The 19,348-nt window shown below is 50.3% G+C and carries 15 protein-coding genes; 7 read left to right on the forward strand and 8 right to left on the reverse strand.

Annotated elements, in window-relative coordinates; translation table 11 throughout:
- Positions 1 to 17 precede the first annotated feature (17 nt).
- Genes DUE52_RS10725 through DUE52_RS10755 form a run of 7 tightly spaced genes read left to right on the forward strand, consistent with a single transcriptional unit; the run spans position 18 to position 7,391 of the window.
- Positions 18 to 1,454, forward strand: a complete 1,437-nt coding sequence (locus DUE52_RS10725; RefSeq protein WP_114406000.1) for an MOP flippase family protein — start codon at positions 18 to 20, stop codon at positions 1,452 to 1,454.
- 19 nt (positions 1,455 to 1,473) lie between these two features.
- Entirely contained in the window at positions 1,474 to 2,598 is a 1,125-nt protein-coding gene (locus DUE52_RS10730; RefSeq protein WP_114406001.1) for an acyltransferase family protein, read from the forward strand.
- A 41-nt stretch (positions 2,599 to 2,639) separates the two neighbouring features.
- Positions 2,640 to 3,476: a PKD domain-containing protein gene (locus DUE52_RS10735; protein WP_114406002.1), complete on the forward strand. Its 837-nt coding sequence runs from the start codon at positions 2,640 to 2,642 to the stop codon at positions 3,474 to 3,476.
- 24 nt (positions 3,477 to 3,500) lie between these two features.
- Entirely contained in the window at positions 3,501 to 4,406 is a 906-nt protein-coding gene (locus DUE52_RS10740) for a glycosyltransferase family 2 protein (RefSeq protein ID WP_114406003.1), read from the forward strand.
- A 15-nt stretch (positions 4,407 to 4,421) separates the two neighbouring features.
- Complete coding sequence (locus DUE52_RS10745; RefSeq protein WP_114406004.1) at positions 4,422 to 5,729, forward strand: T9SS type B sorting domain-containing protein; 1,308 nt, start codon at positions 4,422 to 4,424, stop codon at positions 5,727 to 5,729.
- 51 nt (positions 5,730 to 5,780) lie between these two features.
- Positions 5,781 to 6,566, forward strand: a complete 786-nt coding sequence (locus DUE52_RS10750) for a glycosyltransferase (protein WP_114406005.1) — start codon at positions 5,781 to 5,783, stop codon at positions 6,564 to 6,566.
- A gap of 48 nt (positions 6,567 to 6,614) precedes the next feature.
- Entirely contained in the window at positions 6,615 to 7,391 is a 777-nt protein-coding gene (locus DUE52_RS10755; RefSeq protein ID WP_114406006.1) for a glycosyltransferase, read from the forward strand.
- Between the two features lie 192 nt (positions 7,392 to 7,583).
- On the opposite strand, the gene DUE52_RS10760 is transcribed toward DUE52_RS10755, so the two are convergent.
- From DUE52_RS10760 to DUE52_RS10795, 8 genes are all read right to left on the reverse strand, one after another.
- Positions 7,584 to 11,405 carry a carbohydrate-binding protein gene (locus tag DUE52_RS10760; protein ID WP_114406007.1) on the reverse strand — a complete coding sequence of 1,274 codons (3,822 nt, stop codon included), beginning with the start codon at positions 11,403 to 11,405 and terminating at the stop codon, positions 7,584 to 7,586.
- 633 nt (positions 11,406 to 12,038) lie between these two features.
- A complete protein-coding gene (locus tag DUE52_RS10765; protein ID WP_114406008.1) occupies positions 12,039 to 13,250 on the reverse strand; it encodes a glycosyltransferase family 2 protein in 1,212 nt (403 codons plus the stop codon).
- A 9-nt stretch (positions 13,251 to 13,259) separates the two neighbouring features.
- Positions 13,260 to 14,213: a glycosyltransferase family 2 protein gene (locus DUE52_RS10770; RefSeq protein WP_114406009.1), complete on the reverse strand. Its 954-nt coding sequence runs from the start codon at positions 14,211 to 14,213 to the stop codon at positions 13,260 to 13,262.
- A complete protein-coding gene (locus tag DUE52_RS10775; protein WP_114406010.1) occupies positions 14,192 to 15,367 on the reverse strand; it encodes a sugar transferase in 1,176 nt (391 codons plus the stop codon). Before DUE52_RS10775 ends, DUE52_RS10770 begins: the two co-directional genes overlap by 22 nt.
- 22 nt (positions 15,368 to 15,389) lie before the next feature.
- Complete coding sequence (locus DUE52_RS10780) at positions 15,390 to 15,812, reverse strand: response regulator transcription factor (RefSeq protein WP_114406011.1); 423 nt, start codon at positions 15,810 to 15,812, stop codon at positions 15,390 to 15,392.
- A 442-nt stretch (positions 15,813 to 16,254) separates the two neighbouring features.
- A complete protein-coding gene (locus DUE52_RS10785) occupies positions 16,255 to 16,629 on the reverse strand; it encodes an Hpt domain-containing protein (RefSeq protein WP_114406012.1) in 375 nt (124 codons plus the stop codon).
- A gap of 50 nt (positions 16,630 to 16,679) precedes the next feature.
- Positions 16,680 to 18,203 (reverse strand): ATP-binding protein, encoded by a 1,524-nt coding sequence (locus DUE52_RS10790; RefSeq protein WP_114406013.1) that lies wholly within the window; start codon positions 18,201 to 18,203, stop codon positions 16,680 to 16,682.
- 4 nt (positions 18,204 to 18,207) lie between these two features.
- Positions 18,208 to 19,347: an FIST signal transduction protein gene (locus DUE52_RS10795; protein ID WP_114406014.1), complete on the reverse strand. Its 1,140-nt coding sequence runs from the start codon at positions 19,345 to 19,347 to the stop codon at positions 18,208 to 18,210.
- Between the last annotated feature and the right edge of the window lies 1 nt (position 19,348).

Here is a 19,348-nt window from a genome sequence, read left to right on the forward strand (position 1 = left end):
CTGATTTTTAAAGGAACATGAGTACGAAACAACAGGCCATCAGTGGCGGGAAATGGATCACAATTTCCACCGTAATTTCGACGGTGTTCCAGTTTCTGCAGGTTTCCATTCTGGCCCGCATTCTGGAACCGTCAATTTTTGGCGTGGTCAGCGTCAGCACGCTGATCATCAATTTCTTTTTCATTTTCAGCAATCTAGGCTTTTCCAACTCCATCATTTCCAAGCAGGAAAACGACCCCAAAGTACTTTCAACCCTGTACTTTATGGGTTTATTACTGGGAGGAACCGTCTTCCTGATCGTCTATTTCAGCTCCCCGCTCGTCGTCTCGTTTTACCACGAACCCCGGCTGGACAAAGTCATTAAGCTGGCTTCCTTTTATTTCATTATTAATTATTTAGGCCAGATTTATCTGTTCATTCTCCAGAAAGAACTGCAATTTAAATCGGTCGCCATTATTGAAATCATCGGCACCTTTACCGGTACGTCCATTGCCATTGCCATGGCCTATAATGGATTTGCCGAGACGTCCCTCATCATTGGTTATCTGATCATGCACGTGGTCCGAACGGCGCTGTCGATTATCCTCGGTTTGAAGTATTTCATCCCTTCATTTTATTTCAACCTCAGCATCATTAAAGAACACCTCCGGTTTGGGTTGTTCAATGTCGGTGACGGTTTAATTGGTTTTATTCAGGGGAATGCGGATAACATCATCGTTGGTAGTTTGCTGGGTGTAACATCGCTAGGCTATTATACCATCGCCTATCAACTGGCGGTTTTTCCCATCAACAAACTGAATCCCATTATTTTACAGGTCGCCTACCCGGTTTTGGCCAAGATGAAGGGCAATGATCTGGAATTAAAAAACTCATATTTGAAAATTCTGGACATCATCAGTTACCTGAATCTGCCGCTTCTGGCCGGTTTATACATCACCGCCGAAAGCGTTGTTCCACTGTTTTACGGGCCGGGCTGGGACAACACCATTCCGTTGATTAAGATTTTTGTTTTCCAAAGCTTTTTTGGCTGTCTGGCCCACCCGCTGTTCACCCTGGCGTTCACGAAAGGGAAGCCCAATTTGCTGTTCTATCTAAACCTGGCCACGCTGGTGATCAAGGTGCCGTTGCTTTATTTCTTCGGAAAATACTGGCACGTGACGGGTATTGCTTTTTCGTATCTGACGACCACCTTCATCAGTTTAATCCTGAATTTTTACATTGCTCATTCACTCATTGGAAGTTTTATAAAAGAATTTTTAGCAAACATCATCAAACCGCTTAGTTTCTGTGCCTTGATGGTGCTGATGATCTTTGCCTATAAATATTTCGTCGGTTATGCCGGGGTACTCAATACGGTAGCGGAAGTAGCCATTGGCGGCTTGATTTATTTAACCCTGACGTTGCGGTATAAAGTAACCCTGCCAGAAATCAGGACATTCCGACAATCTTTGTAGAACAGACCAGAATCCACTCATGAAACATCGATTCCAGGTTCTCGATATATTCCGGGGCATTTTTGCTTCGATGGTGGTCTTGTTTCATGCATCACCTTTTGCCGACACGCCCTTACTCAACAACCCTTTTGTTGATAATTCAGACATGTTTGTCGACTTCTTTTTCGTGTTAAGTGGTTTTGTCATTACGTATAGTTACCCCACCATGGCGACCGGAGCCGAGTTCGGGACCTTTATCAAGAAACGCTTGCTCCGAATCTATCCGCTGCATTTTATTTTACTAGTCTGCTTTGTCATCATCGAGAATATCAAACTTTATTTTTCAAGCTACATCCACATCAATCAGCCGTTTAACGAAAGCAACAATGTCTTTACCTTTTTCACCTCCCTTTTCCTGCTGAATTCGGTGAAAATGCCGGGTGTCCACGACGTGAGCTGGAACATTCCAAGCTGGTCGATCAGTGCGGAAATGGTTTCCTACCTGCTTTTTGGTGCCGTGTTGGTGCTGCTGTTCAAAACCGGATTGCAAACGCTGAAATACCTTTTTTTGGGTTTATTACCCATTCTGGCACTCTTCATCCTGGTCGTTGTAACAGGTCGATATGAAATCAATTACAGCTTTGACTACGGTTTTTTACGAGGTATTATCGGTTTTTTTACCGGCTCTTTAGGCTACTACGTTTTCAATCGGTTTTATCCGGTTCTGGTCACCCTAAAATCAGGATTCTTTTCTATAGCCGAAATTCTGTCGATGCTGGTTCTGTTCACCATGATTTATTTTGGGAAAGAATTAAAAGCAATCGGATTCATTTACGAATTCATTTTTTTTATTGCCATCCTGACTTTTTCATTCGAACGGGGCATCCTTTCGGCTTTATTAAAAAAATCGAACCTCTTAAAAAATATTGGAACCTACAGTTATTCCATTTACATGACACATACCCTGTTGTTGAGTCTGTTCAATGTGATTTTTATTCGGTTGCTCAAGCTCCCTCCTTCGGCCTATATCTATCTGGTGTTTTTCAATTATTACCTGATTTATATCGTGTCACAATGGACCTATCACCACATTGAAATGCGTTTCAACAAAGGCATTAACGCCATTTTGTTTGGAAAAAAGAAGGTGGTTTCAAAAATAAGTTAACGGAAAGTGTTTAGAGAAAAGAGAAGTAAAAGGAAATATTCATGAAAATAAGGTCAAATTCTATCATCAACTCCGTCGTGTATCTGATTACCCTCGTATTCGTTACGATCAGTTGTCAGCCCACGATTACGCCCCAACCCGTTGCTGATTTTTCGGTTGAAAAAGTGACCGGTTCGCCGGGGAAAATAAAGTTAACCAACAAGTCACTCAACGCCAAACGGTATCAGTGGCTATTCGGCGATGGGCGTGCTTCAACTGATGAAGCACCGGAAATCGAATACAAAACCGACGGCACTTATACGATTGTGCTAACGGCCAAAAATGACGTCGGAGAAGACCAGGTTTCCAACAGCATCGAGATTGACGGTTTGGTAAAATACGTAACGGCCGGTTTTGATTTTGCCCCGGTTAGCGGTTCGGCGAGTCGCATCCAGTTCACCAATAAATCCGTGAATGCCGACCGTTACCAATGGGAATTTGGCGACGGACAGGCCTCGACCGATGCCAATCCGACCATAGAATTTAAAGCCAACGGCATTTATTCGGCGCGATTAATTGCGAAGAATGGAAACAGCACTGACGAGGTTTCCAAAAGCGTTTCCATCACCGGAATACCGACCTCGGGCAGTGTGATGTTCTATACCAATGGCCGGGGCGACGGCTCCGACATTGAAGTCTACGTAGCGAATGCCATGCAGGGCGTTATCAACACCGTTCAGACCTCCGGAGTCCCCACCTCCTGCGGTTTGGACGGCAATGTTACGTTCCAGAATACCGACGGAAATTACAGCTTTTATGCCCAGTCGAAAAGCCGTTCGTGGTCGGGTGTGATTACGGTTAAAAATGGCGAGTGCCGCATGAAATTGTTAGCTCAATAAGTCAGAACCTCAACCTGTAAGCCCGTGAGCAATCTACTTTTACCAGACTGGCTTTCTAAACATTCATTTGTTTATTATCCGGAAAGTGTTTCTTCGGGACAACTCAAAGAATTACGCTCCCGGCTGGCCCAGTATACCGTCGATAAACCGGAGATTTCCATCGTCATTCCGGCTTACAACGAAGAGGCTAACTTATTGCACACGCTATCGTCGCTGGCCGATCAGAAACTTTCCCATTCGGCGGAACTGCTGGTGGTCAACAACAACTCATCCGACCGTACGCAGGAATTGCTCGACAAGTGCGGGGTTCGTTCCATTATCGAACGCCGGCCCGGTGTGGCGTTTGCCCGGCAGGCCGGTCTGGAAGCGGCCCGGGGAACCTATATGGCCAATGCCGATGCGGATTGTCTGTATCCCTCGGGCTGGGCGGAGGCCATTACGGCCCCCCTGCACAATCCGGACATTGCTTGTACCTACGGGCTGTATTCGTTTTTGCCGAGTCAGAAATCGTCGCGGCTCGCCTTGTGGGGCTACGAAAAAACGGCGCAGCTCGTCAACAACATTCGAAACCGCGACAAGGTGTACATGAATGTCTACGGGTTCAACTTTGCCTTTCGCCGGGCCGACGCCCTGGCGGTTGGCGGTTTTGCGCTGGATAGTGGCCGCGAAGGTTCGGTGGCCGAGTTGGTGGCCGCCGGGATCAAACCCCCGCCGTCCGGGAAATGCGAAGACGGCTGGATGTCGCTGTCGCTGCAACAGCAGGGAAAAGGCCGTACGGTTCGGGTCTCCGATCCGAATGCGCGGGTGTGGACGAGCGACCGGCGGCTGATCGCCGACGGTAGCCTCACCAAAGCCTTTACGACCCGCGTCCGGCAGGCTTTCCGGGATTTGAGACTGCCGTTTTCGGCGTCCGGCACCACTCCTTCCTGATCCGAACCCCGTTTTATGGTTACTGATCGGATGGCGGCAGGACAGATTCTATTTCGTAAAACCATCCTGATGATGCTCCTGGGTATGGGCTTTCTGACGACCGGTTTTGCGCAGTCCTGCAACGGCGTTTTAGGGGAGGCCATTATCAACGAGACGTTTGGCAGCAGCGTGGTCACCCCCCTGGAAACGGGCAAAACGACGTATCAGTTTGTAGCCGATCGCTGTCCGGGTGACGGGGAATACATTCTGGCCAATTCGACCCACTGCTACGGTTCGACCTGGCACAGGGTTGAAGAAGATCATACGCCGGATGACGGCAACGGGGTGATGGCCATTGTGAATGCGTCTTATGAAGCCGGTGAATTTTACAGCCAGCCGGTTCCGGGTCTGTGTCAGGGCATTACGTACGAATTTTCGGTTTGGGTGCTGAATTTGATGAATCCCATTCGGGCCAATGGTTGCAATCCGATTGAGCCGGTACCACTGGACCCGAACATCACCATGAAAATTGAACGAGCCGACGGCAGCAGCATTCAGGTAATCAACACGGGGGCCATCGGGCGATCCATGACGCCCACCTGGATTCGGTATTCGATTTTGTTTACGATGCCGGCGGATGGCAATATGGTGGTGGTGAAGCTGATCAACAACGGGCCGGGCGGTTGCGGCAACGACCTGGCGCTGGACGATATTCAGTTCCGGCCCTGCCACCCGCTGCTCCGGATTACCTACAGCGGCAACACCGGTGCCAATCTGGCTGTTTGCGCCAATACAACGCAGTTGGTAACCTCGTCGCTGGGACCCGGTTATGACAAACCGGTGTATCAGTGGCAGGAAAGCAGGGATAGTGTGAGGTGGGAAGCGATTCCCAACGCAACGGGTTCAACGTATGTGATTCCGGTTATTTACGCCGACAAACGGTATTACCGGTTGGTGTGTACGCAATTTCCGAATGCGATAAACGACCAGAACACGCAATGCAAAACCGCATCGAATGTGCTAAGCATTACGCCGATTCAGGCGTCGGAATGTCAGGGACCTAAAATTTATGTACCCGATTCCTTTACGCCCAATCAGGATGGAATTAATGATGTCCTGGTTATTTACCACGAAGACAACGTATCGTTTGAATTACAAATTTTTAACCGGTGGGGAAGCGTCATTTTTAAAACCGGCACCAACGGAATCCGGTGGGACGGGATGTATCAGGGAAAGCCGTGTATGGCAGGCGTTTATCCCTGGAAAATAACATATCAGGCGGTTGAGCCTAATCAGAAAACCAGCGCGTATATCAAAATCGGCCAGGTGCTGCTGCTGCGCTGAAAGCCGGTTTTTATCTGCATTGATCGCAACGATTCTAATTACTTTAAAACTATGGAAAATCACTTTCCGGGCGTCACTTTACTGGTCACTCATTACAACCGCAGCGGTTCGCTGGAGCGGTTATTAAAGGCTTTTCAAGACCTGAACTGTTCCTTCGATGGTGTGGTGGTTTCGGACGACGGCAGCAAGCCGGAACACGTCAACGCCCTCACCGAGTTGATGAAGCGATACGATTTCCAGCTCGTCACCACGCCGAAAAACCGGGGACTCGGTAATAACATCAACAAGGGGCAGGATGCCGTCAAAACGCCGTATACGCTGTATGTGCAGGAGGATTTTGTGCCGAAAGCCGCGTTTGCAACCCACTTCAGGGACGCGCTGGACATCATGAATCAGGAGAAAGACCTCGACCTCGTCCGGTTTTACGCCTACTTCGCCTACCCTTATCTGAAACCGTATGGCAAAGGTTTTTCACGCATGGTTTACAAACCGGAACCCTGGTATGCCAACCACCTGAAATTTTATCTCTACAGCGATCACCCGCATTTAAGACGGAGCAATTTCCTGCAAAAGTTCGGTCGGTATGTGGAAGGGAAAGATGTCAATGTCACCGAATTCCAGATGTGTCTTTCTGTGATTCAGAAAAAGGGAAAAGGGCTGTTTTTTAACGAATTTACGACAGTATTCGATCAAAAAAACTCGGCCAGTGAACCGAGCACATTTTACCGCGCAGGCTGGCGGGAAAGCACCAATCCGTTCCTGCTTTTCGCCCGCTGGTGGTATTTAAAATACCGGCTTCTTAAAAATACATTTGAATTAGCCCAGTTGAAAAAGTAACCATTTCCTCCACACCAAATCGAGTTAATCATCGTACCTATTGAGCTTATGGATTCCCACTCAGCGCACTTTTCGGACGTCACTCTGTTGATCACGCACTACAACCGCAGCGGTTCTCTGGAGCGTTTATTGCGTACGTTTAAAGAGCTAAACTGTTCGTTCGATGACATTGTAGTTTCCGACGACGGCAGTAAAAAAGAGCATTTACAGGCCATTCGCGACCTGAAAAAACAGTACACGTTTCGGCTCATCACCACTCCGCAGAATAAAGGACTGGCCAACAACATCAACAAAGGGCAGGAAGCCGTCAAGACGCCGTATACGCTGTATGTTCAGGAGGATTTTATTCCCAAGCCCACCTTCGCGGCCTATTTCAAGGACGCGCTGGCGATGATGAATCAGGACAAGGAGCTGGATATTGTCCGGTTCTATGCCTACTATCCGTATCCTTACCTGACCCCTTTTAAAAACGGTTTTTCCCGCATGCACTACAAACCGTGGTACACCAATTATACAAAAATCTACTACTACAGCGACCATCCACACCTGAGACGAAGCTCGTTTCTGGATAAATTCGGCCGGTATGTGGAAGGCATCAAGTCCGATAAAACCGAGTACCGAATGTGCCTTTCGTTTATCAAAAACAAGGGAAAAGGCATTTTTCTGACCGATTTTAACGCCATGTTCGAACAGAAGAATTCCGACGACGAACCCAGTACGGTTACGCGCAGCAACTGGAAACACGAAAATACCAATTTCTTCGTCGTCTGGGGCCGCGCCCTGTATCGCCAGGTCAAATACAATTACGATCTGCTGTTTTCCTGACTGTTATTCACTCCAATGAACCATCCGGCCGCTTCACCAGCGGCTTTTTTCGTTTCAACAACGCTCCAAAATCCGTCCCGGCCCTTTCCCTAAAAAAGAAGCGGTACCGGAATCATCCGGTACCGCTGAACGCTTTGGTTATGAGCAGGGAGTGAACGACTAAAGTCTGTCCGTTTTCCCACGAAAACCGCCCTATTTGTTTGCTTTCAACACTTTCCGAAAGGTCCGCTCGTTCCCCTGTTTGATTTCGAGAATGTACATCCCCACCGGCAGGCTCGACACGTTGATTTCGCGCGAATAACCGCCCGACGATTTCTCCCCGTTCACCTGCTTGTGCAGGGTTCCCATGCTGCCGCTGAACACGTTGATTTCGACGGGTCCGGCCTGTTCATTGGCCACATCGACCGTAACGAAATCGACAGACGGATTGGGATATACCCGAACCGACTGGTTCAGGCCCTTGTCCGTCAATTCCGCCGAACCCAGCCGGGCCGTTGCGGTGGTCGACGTGGCCGACGTCACGACCTGATCGGAGGCAATTACGAAAATTGGCGTTTCCGTCACTGTTAACGTCACCTTGCCGGCAACCGTGGGAACCGTCTGAACGTCAGCCGTATCACGTCCCATTTGGGGCGTATAGACTTTGGCATGACCCGCCGTTCCCAAATCCAGCGTATACGACGCCGTCCGGCCCACTTCATCCGGCACCACCAGCACGTAGGCCGACTTGCCCTGGTATTCATACCGGTCGACAATCGGATTGGTGCTGATCGTCTGTTTGTAGGTATACTCCCCCAACAGCTTGTTGGCCTGGAAAATAAAGTCAGCAGCCGGTTTGCGGGTGAAGTCCTGGTTGATCAGACCGGAAGAACCAAACTGCGTCGGATTCAGGAAGTTATCATCGTACATCTGGTAGAAGAAAACCCGCTCCACCCCCGACCGGGCGTAGAACAACGCCGTCCGCAAAATCCAATCGGCCTGGGTCTGGTATTCGTTTTTGTCGCCGATCGGAATGGCTTTCAGCGGACTGCCCTGGTTGGCGTCATAACCCGTTTCGGTGACCCAAACCGGCATATCATACGCATACTTGTGAGCCGCTTCGACAAATTTCTGTACTACATTCACCGCCGAGGAAATCTCGGGAGCCGCTCCCCGCGAGGAGGTTCCGCTTTGTGACGAATTGGAATTGTCGGGATACAAATGGTAGTTGATCACATCCCAGCACAGGTTGACGGTGCCATCGGGTTTGTAGCCCCGGTATTGCTTGCACCAGTCGATCATGCCCAGCAGATAGTCGGGGCCGGCATAGGCTGAAGCCATCCCGCCAATCACCACTTTCACGTTCGGATCGGCGTTTTTAACCCCAACGCCCGGACCCATGGTATTTTTGTGACCATCGTAGAAAGCCGACAGGTTGGCGGCATACTCGCGGGCTGTCTGGTACCCTTTGCGGCCTTTCCACCATTTGTCCCTTTCGTTGTCGCACTCGATGTACTTGATCAATCCCAACCCGATCTTTACCGTGTTGACGGGGTCGCCGGTCCAGCGCGGGGTGCTGTTCACACTGACCAGTGCCGGGTTTACGTTCGGGTTGAAGCCATAGCGGGCCATGTATTGAAACGCGACTTTGGCCTGATCGATGTATGAAGCCGGGTTGGTGAAGTCACTGCCGAAACGCAGTGGCACATTTTCCGAATCCCGCTGGTCTTCCGGATACGTCGCCAGCATCCAGCCCGGCAGGGTTTTCAGACAGGCCAGCACTTCGATGCCCTCGGCTTTGCAGCGTTCATAAATGGCGTCGTAGTTCCAGCCTCCGCTGTGGGTCGGGTTGTAGGTAAACTGGCCTTCGTTGGCTTCCAGCTTCTCCCAATCCATGTAGTGCCGAATGCCCCGGAAGGTTTTGACGGCTTTCATTTTCGTCTCGTCGATGATGTCCGGGTTGCGTCCATCTTCAAAATCCCACTCGAAAGCATTGGCACCAAACATGCTTTTCAACTGAATGGACTTCTGCGGAATCGGCGTTACCGGAACCGTGGTCGGCGTGTAGCTGCCATACAGTTCCATTTCGGTCGGGTAGCCCCACCATGCATTCAGCACCAGATACCGGGCATTGCTGATGGGTGCATCCAGCTTGAATTTGGCGTCGCCGGTTGTTGGCCGGGTCGGATACGGCCCCACCCAGCCGTTGTATTCCTGCCCCGTAAAGGTCGCAATCGGGATAATTTGCCACTGATCGGTAATGACCGACAGTGTCATTGGATTATCGGTCATCATGCCGGAGCCATCAAAAAACTTGATGCTTTCGATGGTCATGGTTTCCCCGGGTTGCAGCGGATAATAGGCATCGAAGTTGCTGAGAACCTTGCCATATCCCGTGTTGACATCGACGTTCGTAACGCCGTCGAACAAGCCTTCCAGGCCATTGTTGACGTTGTTGAGCTGGTACCAGCGTCCGGCTTCGATCGGAATTTTAACGGCCGTCGAAGAGGTCGGTGGCGTCGTTGGAGCCGGCTGAACCACGAGGGTTCTCGTCACGTTGCTGGCCGCGATGAAGTTCGCATTGCCGGTTTGAGAAGCCGTAATCGTTGCCGTCCCCGCTCCGGTTACGGTCGCTTTCCAGGAACCGGTTGCATTGGAAACGGAAACCACCGCCGAGTTGGACGAAGCGAAGGTAATGGCGGTTTCGGTGTTGGTGCTGCTGGCCGTTAGATCGAACGGCGCATCGCCGACGGTTTTGTCCGACAAAGCGGCAAAGGTGATCACCGACGGTACCGCCACGGGTGCGGTTGGCTGCACATCGACCCAATTAAAATTCCAGTCGCCCTTCACGGCGTAAATGCGCAAAATCTGGTTTCCGGCGGGTAAGGTAGCGGTACCGCTCACGGTCGAAAAACTTTGCCAGCCGCCGGTATACGGGATGTCTACCGTGGTCAATACGGTTCCCGCAGCGGTTCTCACTTCGATTCTGCCATCACCATATTGTTTCGCAACACGGAAATGAAAAGCGTAGGGGCCAGCCGATGCCACATTGACGTTATAATCCAGCCAGTCGTTGTCGTCGATGCGACCCACATTCAGGCCACCACCTGCATCCGAGGTCGTTTCGGTTTGAATACCACTCATATCGGCAAACGTTTCCGCTTCAATTTTGCCGGGTAACGCGATGGCACCCTCGACCTGAAACCAGTTAAAATTCCAGTTTCCGGCCACCGCCTTCAACCGTAGAATCTGCTCTCCCGCGTTCAGATAAGCCGTTGTCGAAATGGTTTGCCAGGCCTGCAAGCCCCCGGTTTGCGGCACACTTAGCGTCGTCAACACGGTGCCATTGAAGGTCTTGAGTTCAATTTGGCCGTTTCCCCATCCATTGGCAATCCGGAATTTAAGGGTGTATACACCGGCGGTTGCGACCTTGACGTGGTAGTCCATCCAATCGTTGTCATCGATCCAGCCGACATTCTGTCCACCGCCCGTATCGGCCGTATTTTCGGTTTGAATACCGTTCATTCCCGCAAAGCTCTCGGCTTCCACCCGGCCCGGAACGGGCGTAAAAGCGGATAAGGCCGTGATGGGCTGGCCAAACGCCTTGATCTTTTGTGGAATGTTGTTGCTGTATTTATGAATGACAATGGCGTCGGCAAAAACCGCCTGAGCCAGCGGCATATCGATCCAGGTCATGTAGGTGGGTCCTTCAAATGTACCGAGCAGGATTTTCTCGGTGCCGTTCACCGCATAAATCGAGGCCGGTTTGTCGGAAAACACCCCTTCCGCATCGAAAAAAGACAGGCGGCTGATGAGGGCTTTCTTTTCCAGTTTTAGGGTCACATCCACCCACTTGAAGTTGTTCGTCCAGGCCTGCGCCACCAGACTGTCGGTGTTGTCGTTCAGCCAGGGCGAATAATCCTGACCCGTTTCTTCACTCGGCGTCACAGACACAAACCGGATGCGCTCTTCCGTCTGCGCAAAAAGTACAATTGAGGTAATGAAACACAGAAGCGTTAGTACAGTTTTTTTCATAGTTACTCGCTTAAATGGATGTGTTAAAAAAAACAGAATTTGATCGAATAAATACAGATTAAGAATAGAAAAATAACTACTTAATCGATCACTTCTATTCAAATATACCTCAGAATCAAGAATATAGTTCAGTGATTTTTATCATAAAAAAGCCTTGCACGAATGTCAAACATGAAAATATTTTTGCAAATTTTAAGTAGTCAATTTAAATAAGAAGAATTTTATCAATTTTATTCTAATAATAAAATCACAGAAATAGGAAATTATTTCTGCAAATCTTTTTAACTATTTTTTCCTTTTTCCGGATATTTTTTGATGCTCAAAAAATATCCAAACAGAACACGTGCAGCGATAGAGAATTAAAAAAAAAGGAGAAAGGGTTCCACAGGCTTTTTTGAAGAATGAGGGGCAGTCCGGATGATCCACGGCGCGTTTCTCTTTACAAACTGAAAGGTAAGTAATAATGCGTAATCAGGTTTGCCCGGAGAAGTGTAAATCGACAATCTACTTAAAAACCAATTGAAGCAAAATGCACCTTATTGGAATTTTTATATTTTAAAATCCGACAATCAGATCTCGATTACCGGATTTTATTCCTGATTTTTATACCTACTTAATAACAGTTTTTACAGACTATAGCCCGTACGTACGCTCGACTTCACCCGCCCGGCGAACCTTCTCCCATGTGCCCGATTGGTTACCCTTTAAGTAGCGAACTAATCCGGCCAGCGCACAGACATTCATGAAGGTGAAATAAAACGGAACAAAGAGCAGTTTCCAGCGTAGATTCTTCTTTTCCAGTCGGTATCCAACCCAGGCAGCCACATAGAAAATACATTGAAGCACGAACAAAACCGTCCAGACATACTGGCCCGACGGGGCAATTCCCAGTTCCCGAACCACCAGCCAGGCATTGGCCAGAAAAATCAGGGGCAAACACAGGGGCGCCACGGCCCAGCGCATCGCCCGGTGCGACACATACTCGAACGTTAGCCAGCCGTAGCGAAAAATATTCAGTAAGTAGGTCAGCCGGACAATGGACTGAAAACCACCGGCCGCAATCCGGATTTTCCGTTTCTGCTCATCCACAATCGAAAACGACGGACGCTCCATCGCGTAGGCATCCGGCTCATAGGCAACGCGGTAGCCCTGTCCGGCAATGCGGAGCGAAATGATAAAATCATCTAAAATGGTGTCGGTTTCAACCGGCTCATACAAGGCCGTCCGCACCGCAAACAATTCGCCGGCTGCACCGACGATGGTGTGCAAATCGGAGTCCAGACGCTTCAGGAACGATTCGTATTTCCAGTAAAGTCCTTCACCCGAACCAGCCGCCGACTCACTCTCGTTGGTCAAAATGCGCTTTTCACCGGCCACCGCTCCCACCTTCGGATCGCGAAAATGGCTGACCAGATTCTGCACGGCCTCCGGGTTCAGAATGGTGTTGGCGTCAGTAAAAATGGCCAGCGGAGTTTTCACCTGCAACATGGCGCGGTTCATGGCGGCCACCTTGCCCCGGCGTTCCGTGCCTTCCATAATCGCCACCCGGTTGCCGTATTTCGAGCGCAGGAAGTCCGCCGAACCGTCGGTCGATCCTTCCGTCACAAACAGAAAATGAAGCTTTTCGGCGGGGTAGAGTTGCGCAAAGGAATTCGCCACCTTGTCGGGCAAACACGACAGTTCATTGTAGGCCGGCACAATCAGCGTGACATCGGGCGCAAAAACCGTGTCAGTTTTCAAGGCAGGCCGACGCCCCCGGATTTTCACCAAAAGCCATACCAGCATACCGTATCCGACGTAGGTATACGCCACGAGTCCTGCGCAGACAACCAGAAAAATTTCCATAGTGATTCGTTAAGTAGTCGCCACCACGCGCGGCAGAACGTCTTTGGCCGGTTGGTGGATTTTATTGCTGAAATGCCAGAGAACCGCGTTTTTCAGCGCGATGAGGTAGTTTTTCTGCCGCCTGATGGCGTAGAGAAAAGCCGCTTTGGTGAGGGCGAAGCTGAAATAGTAGACACAGAAAAAAAACAGAGGAAAACCGCTCACGTTTCTGCGCATGAACAACAGCCGGTTTCGCGTGTGGTAATACACCTTCAGCGGATTGGTTTTGCCCACGCTAATCGACTCCTTGTGGTAAATCAGGGCCGAAGCCTGGTAGTAGATCTGAAAACCGGCCCGCTGAATCTGCATCGACCAGTCCAGTTCTTCATAATACAGAAAGAACGATTCGTCCATCGCCCCTCCCACCTCCACGGCCCGGCGACTCACCATCATGGCGGCACCGTGGGCAAAAGCCGTCGGTCCGGACTGGTCGTGTTGCCCGCGGTCGGTTTCGCCCAGCCCAATGGACCAGGTGCGGCCGGTATAGCGGTTTAGCGGGTAGTAGCCCGCGTATTGAATGATTGTCGGATGGTCGTAAAACCGGATTTTGGGGCAGGTAATGCCAATCGTCGGATCGTTTTTGAATGGTGCCAGCAACTGATCGAGCAAGTCCGGCGTCACTTCCGTGTCGTTGTTGAGGAAAAAGAAATAATCGCCTTTGGCGTGTTGCATCCCGAGGTTGTTACCGCCCGAAAAACCGAGATTTTCGGGGCTGACAACGACCTTCACGTTCGGATAATTCCCCTGCCGGATGCGTTCGGTGGGATCTTCGGCAGACGCATTATCCACCACGATGATCTCATAACGGGGGTATTTCAATCGCCGGGTCGATTCCAGCAATTCGCAGGTCACCGCAGCCTGGTTGTAATTGATCGTAATCAGCGAAATCAGCGGCACGCTGGCTACACGTTCTCCTTTTGCCATACCGCCTTCAGGGTTCGAATTACAATCATCAGGTCCGTTTTGAACGAGTATTTTTTGGCGTAAAGCACATCGAGCTGGATGCGTTCCTGATCCGAAACGGCCGCACCTCCGCGCTTGGTCACCTGCCAGAGTCCCGTTAGTCCGGCCGGGGCCGCAAACCGCCGGGCATAGCCCGCAGCCGTCAGCTTTTCGGCTTCGTAGGGCGGCAGCGGCCGGTTGCCGACAAACGACATATCCCCCCGGAGAATGTTGTAAAACTGCGGCAGTTCGTCGATGCTCGTGTTGCGCAGCACTTTCCCAAGCCGTGTCACGCGGGGATCTTCCTTGAACTTCGAAAACATGGCCTTTGCCTTTTCAGCCCGGAAATGGACTTTTTCGCAAACCTGTTTATCATCCAGAAAAAGCGGTTGCTGGCACCCGGTTCCGGCCAGTTGGCAGGTGTCACAAAGCTGATCCGTTGCCTCTTCCACTTTCGCGACATTGTACATGTTCTTGGAAGCCATGCTCGCCAGCATCTGGTCGGCATCCGTGCGCATGGTTCGGAACTTATACATATTGAACAACTTGTACCCCATTCCGACCCGCTTGGAGCCGTAGAAAATGGGGCCTTTGGAGTCGAGTTTTACCAGAATGGCGACCACCACCAGCAGGGGCGAAATCATCAACAGGAGGAAAAACGACAGCACGATGTCGAAAATCCGTTTGCCGATTGGCATTCGAATCTGAACGGGCTTGTGGGCATTCCCACCGGTTTCGGCATACTGTTTTTTCAGAACCAGGTACGATAGCCGGGTCTGAAAAGCCGCTTCGGAATAACCGTAGTGGAACACATCGATGACGCGCCCCCGAAATGGTTCGACCGTCAGGTCGATGGGGGTTGGAGAATCGCCCGTTAGCAAAATGGTTGACAGTTTTCCGGAACGCGGTTTGGCCTTAATTGCATTCAGGAACGAGGTGCTGTTCAGCCGGTCGTTGTAAACCACCAGATCGACAGCCGGCTCGGCCTCCAGAAAAAAAAGAGCCTGCTCCAGGCTGGTTACCACCGTGATGGATGCCGTATCCCCAAATGCCTGGCTAAAATCGGCGGCCATCTGGGGATCGTCCTCGACGTATAAAACCCGAAACGTTGTTCCGTTCGCTAAAACCGTCAGCATACAAAGGGAAGGCTAAAAAGAATCAGTAAGTCGGTTTGTTTCCGGGTGCCGGGGTAGGTTGCGGACTGCCCCTTCGGCGCAGAATCGCATTAATTTTCGCCTTGACTTCCAGCGGATTAAAAGGTTTGATCATGTAATCGTCGGCCCCCTGCTCCAGACAGGCAATTTTGGTCGCACTGTCGGTGAAGGTCGACAACACGATGATGGGCACCTGCGTCAGCAACGAACTCGCCCGAATGGTCCGGATCAGGTCCTGCCCGCTCAAATACGGCATCTGCAGGTCGGTGATGATGATGTCGACCGGATTCCCCGCTTCCAGCCAATCCATCGCTTCAATCCCATTGTTCAGCGTTGTGACCTCAAACTCAGCTTTCAATGTATGACGAAGAACTTTACGGATGTACGTATCGTCTTCTACAACCAGAACATGGTATTGGTTTTCCATAAATTATCTACGAATCGTTCCCGTAAACTAAGAATATGTCGGCAACAGGTAGTTATTCAAATTTACTATTTAAAGCACCAGTAAACAGCACCGTATACTAACAATACGAAGTAGTAACAAAAATCATACTACAAATCTAAATTCTGTTAAATTTTGTCTGACAAATAAACACCTGTCTGAAGCAGAAATGACCTATTTTCAAATAATAGACTTATTAAACAGGAATTATGTATGATAATTCTTACACTTTCACTTTTGCCCCTAAATCCCCTTTAGGGGACTTTTGCATCCGGATTAAGCCGTGTCCAAGTCTACTTTAGGGGATTTAGGGGCAAAAAGCGAAAGCCCTAATTTTAATCAAATTTTAATAGTATATAGTCTGAATATCTGCACCTTGGCCGGATCCGTATCGGCATATGAACAGGTCGTTCTATTTTCCTTTTTATTTTGTCAACAATTGCAATTCGGCTTTCAAAACCGGCTGCATCGCTTCCAGCTTTTCAGTGAAGTTAAGGTAGGTAATCCGGATTAATTCATACTCCGTCTTTTTCTTCGCCAGCCGTTCTACTTCCTCCAATCGATGTTCCAGTTGGGTAAGTCCCACCATGCCCAGCCAGGGCCTCAACTGGTGGGTCATTCCACAAACGCCCGTCCAGTCCTGCGACTCAATCAGGCTCTCCAACACCTGAAAAGCCGGAACGACTTCGTCCAGAAACATTTCAATCGTTGAAATCAGGGTTTCCGTGTCGTCTTCATATAGTTGCAGCAGACGGGCGCGGTCGAGTTGATCAATGCCCTTGTCGGCGAAATGGGTCATGTCTACCAAAATAAGATGCGTTACGGTGGGGCCGGTTTTCCCGGTATTGGTTAGTTGAGCCGCTGGCAATACTTGGCGATTTTCTGAAACAAATCGTTAGGATTGAACGGTTTGGTCACGTAATCGTTGATGCCCGCATGAATGGCACGGTCGCGGTTGCTATACGTGGCCGAAGCAGTCAGGGCAATCACCGGAATTTTGGAGTCGGTCTCCCGGATGTGCTGCGTCGAGGTGTAACCGTCCATCACCGGCATCTGAAGGTCCATCAGGATGAGGTCGTAGGAACCCGCCAGAAATTTTTCGACGCCGATCTGTCCATTCTCGGCCACGTCCACCAGAACCCCCCAGCGGCTCAGGAACTTGAGCGCAACTTTCACGTTGACCGGATAATCTTCCACCAGCAACACCCGGACGCCTTTCAGGGTCTGGTCGTTGATCGAATCGGGCAGGACATAAGCCTGTTTCACGGCGGAACTGATGCGCAAATCGAGGGTAAAATGAAACTTTGCCCCTTTTCCTTCCTCGCTTTCCACTTCGATCTTGCTGTCGTGCAGTTCGAGCAGTCGGCGGGTAATGACCAACCCCAGCCCGGTTCCGCCAAATTGCCGGGTCGTGGCTGAATTGGCCTGCGTAAACATCTCAAAAATGGCCTGCTGTTTTTCGGGCGCAATTCCGATGCCGGTATCCTGCACCGAAACATAAATGGAAGCCACTTCGTCGTCTTTCTGAAGCAGCGACAGTTCGATGGTAATCGTGCCTTTTTTGGTGAACTTGATGGCGTTGGAAACCAGGTTGGACAATACCTGCCCAATCCGCAGCGAATCCCCAATCAGCGAATCCGGAATGTCGTCGTCCACCATCAGCTTGATGCGGGTTCCGTTTTCTTCGGCTTTGAACTGGTGCGCGCGTTTGATATTGGAAACCAGATGTTTAAAGTCGAAATTGGTTTCTTCGAGTTCTACTTTGCCAGCTTCGATCTTACTAAAGTCCAGAATGTCGTTGATGAGCGCGTGCAGGTGTTCAATCGAAAATTGCAGCGTTTTGAGGTTTTCTGCCAGGGCGGGCGGCACTTCTTCCTGGCTCATCAGATACGTCATGCCAACAATGCCATTGAGCGGTGTCCGGATTTCGTGGCTCATCATGGACAGAAATTCCGATTTCGCCAGGGTAGCGTTCTCCGCATCTTCTTTTGCCGACCGCAGTTCAAGCTCGATTTGCTTGCGGTGTTCAATCTGTTTTTGCAGAAAATCGACCAGGGAAACCAGGTTCTCAGGGCCAAATTCCGGCATTTCATCCCCTTCCGGAATCTCCATCGACTGAATGGCTTCGATCAGTTTTTCTTCCGATTGCCGGCGCTGGCTGATTTCTTCCTTGAGTTTTTGATTAATCGTGGCATATTCCCGTTCGTTGAGAAACGACGAATGCTCGAACAGTTCCTTGTCGCGGTCAAAGTTTTGATACGATTCATTGACCGCCTTGACAAACTGCTGAAACCGCTCATGCTGCAGACATTCTTCCGTCAGGTGTTTATTGATTTGTCGGGCCAGCAGTTTATGGAAATTCGTGGTGTCCATAGCGTCAGTTTTCGGAAAAGACCGTCACGGTCATCGTTTGGTTGTGTAGTTCGCAGCGGGTGTTGGACTGCAAGGGAGAAATTTCTCCGTAAGAATAAAAACCCGTCATCACCGCATCGGTTCCGAACACTTCGCGGGCGGCTTCAACTTCCTCGTCGGTTCGTTGCCCCAACACCAGCTTCCGGCCCACACAGCTAATCAGAATCGCCAGTTCGGGCGCAAAGTTGAGCTGATTCAAGGAGGTTTGTGCGGCCTCCGCCGACGCGTCGATGAGCCGGTCAAAATTAGCCGTCATAAACCGTACCAGGGCCTTTTCGGGCATCTCGCCCGCAAACGTCATGCTCCTGGCTTCTTCGTCGATGGCCAGGATGGTGCGCACCAGCGGCTCCGACCCGGCCGTGGCCCGAATGGACAGCGGGAAAAGCAGGGCCGCCGAGGGCAGACTTTCGGCGTATTTACCCAGATACTCCTTGTATAAATCCAGCGCGTGTTTGCCATCGATCTGGTACAACACATTGTAGGTCGCTTTGGTTACTTCGCGTTCCGGCCCGAAAACATCCCAGCCGCCCATCGATCCATGCCCGATTTTCAGTTCAGTACCGTAAAAACCGATTCCGACAATTTTACCCGCAGCGGGGTTTTGGTTCAGGCCCACGAGCGTCCGCTCAAACCGGGCGGCATCGCCGGCCAGCCCCCCCGAAATGGGAATGTGTCGTTTCAGCAATTGATTGAGTGCTTCGGTCAGATCGCTGCCGTTCACCCAGCTCCCATCAGAAATCAGGAAAATAGCCGCCAGATCCGGCTCGTCCAGTTCCCGGGCGATTTTTTCCCCCGCCTGAAAACTTTCCGTGTGTTTTCGGATGTCGATCTGCACGGTTCGAACCCGGGTTTTATCAAATTCGATGGCGGTTGCGATGACCGATCCATCATGAACTTTGTCGAGGTAAATTTCGCCAGCCGTGGAATTGATTACGATGTCGGCCGTCGGATAGCGTTCGCGGAGTTGGTCATATACATTTAATTTTTCCAATAAAAACCGTTCACCAAATGCCAAAACTAACTGGGCATTATCAGCCACAAAACCCGGCGTTTCCGACAAGGACGACCACGCCTGGTTTTCAAAAACAGATTGATTCAGTTTCATT

This window comes from Larkinella punicea, from assembly GCF_003334855.1.
Classification (GTDB): Bacteria; Bacteroidota; Bacteroidia; order Cytophagales; family Spirosomataceae; genus Larkinella; species Larkinella punicea.

Coding starts and splice junctions, on each gene's coding strand:
- DUE52_RS10735 (WP_114406002.1), top strand. CDS start 2,640: ATGAAAATAAGGTCAAATTCTATCATCAACTCCGTCGTGTATCTGATT.
- DUE52_RS10750 (WP_114406005.1), top strand. CDS start 5,781: ATGGAAAATCACTTTCCGGGCGTCACTTTACTGGTCACTCATTACAAC.
- DUE52_RS10730 (WP_114406001.1), top strand. CDS start 1,474: ATGAAACATCGATTCCAGGTTCTCGATATATTCCGGGGCATTTTTGCT.
- DUE52_RS10760 (WP_114406007.1), bottom strand. CDS start 11,405: ATGAAAAAAACTGTACTAACGCTTCTGTGTTTCATTACCTCAATTGTA.
- DUE52_RS10755 (WP_114406006.1), top strand. CDS start 6,615: ATGGATTCCCACTCAGCGCACTTTTCGGACGTCACTCTGTTGATCACG.
- DUE52_RS10780 (WP_114406011.1), bottom strand. CDS start 15,812: ATGGAAAACCAATACCATGTTCTGGTTGTAGAAGACGATACGTACATC.
- DUE52_RS10795 (WP_114406014.1), bottom strand. CDS start 19,347: ATGAAACTGAATCAATCTGTTTTTGAAAACCAGGCGTGGTCGTCCTTG.
- DUE52_RS10725 (WP_114406000.1), top strand. CDS start 18: ATGAGTACGAAACAACAGGCCATCAGTGGCGGGAAATGGATCACAATT.
- DUE52_RS10770 (WP_114406009.1), bottom strand. CDS start 14,213: ATGGCAAAAGGAGAACGTGTAGCCAGCGTGCCGCTGATTTCGCTGATT.
- DUE52_RS10790 (WP_114406013.1), bottom strand. CDS start 18,203: ATGGACACCACGAATTTCCATAAACTGCTGGCCCGACAAATCAATAAA.
- DUE52_RS10775 (WP_114406010.1), bottom strand. CDS start 15,367: ATGCTGACGGTTTTAGCGAACGGAACAACGTTTCGGGTTTTATACGTC.
- DUE52_RS10745 (WP_114406004.1), top strand. CDS start 4,422: ATGGTTACTGATCGGATGGCGGCAGGACAGATTCTATTTCGTAAAACC.
- DUE52_RS10765 (WP_114406008.1), bottom strand. CDS start 13,250: ATGGAAATTTTTCTGGTTGTCTGCGCAGGACTCGTGGCGTATACCTAC.
- DUE52_RS10785 (WP_114406012.1), bottom strand. CDS start 16,629: ATGACCCATTTCGCCGACAAGGGCATTGATCAACTCGACCGCGCCCGT.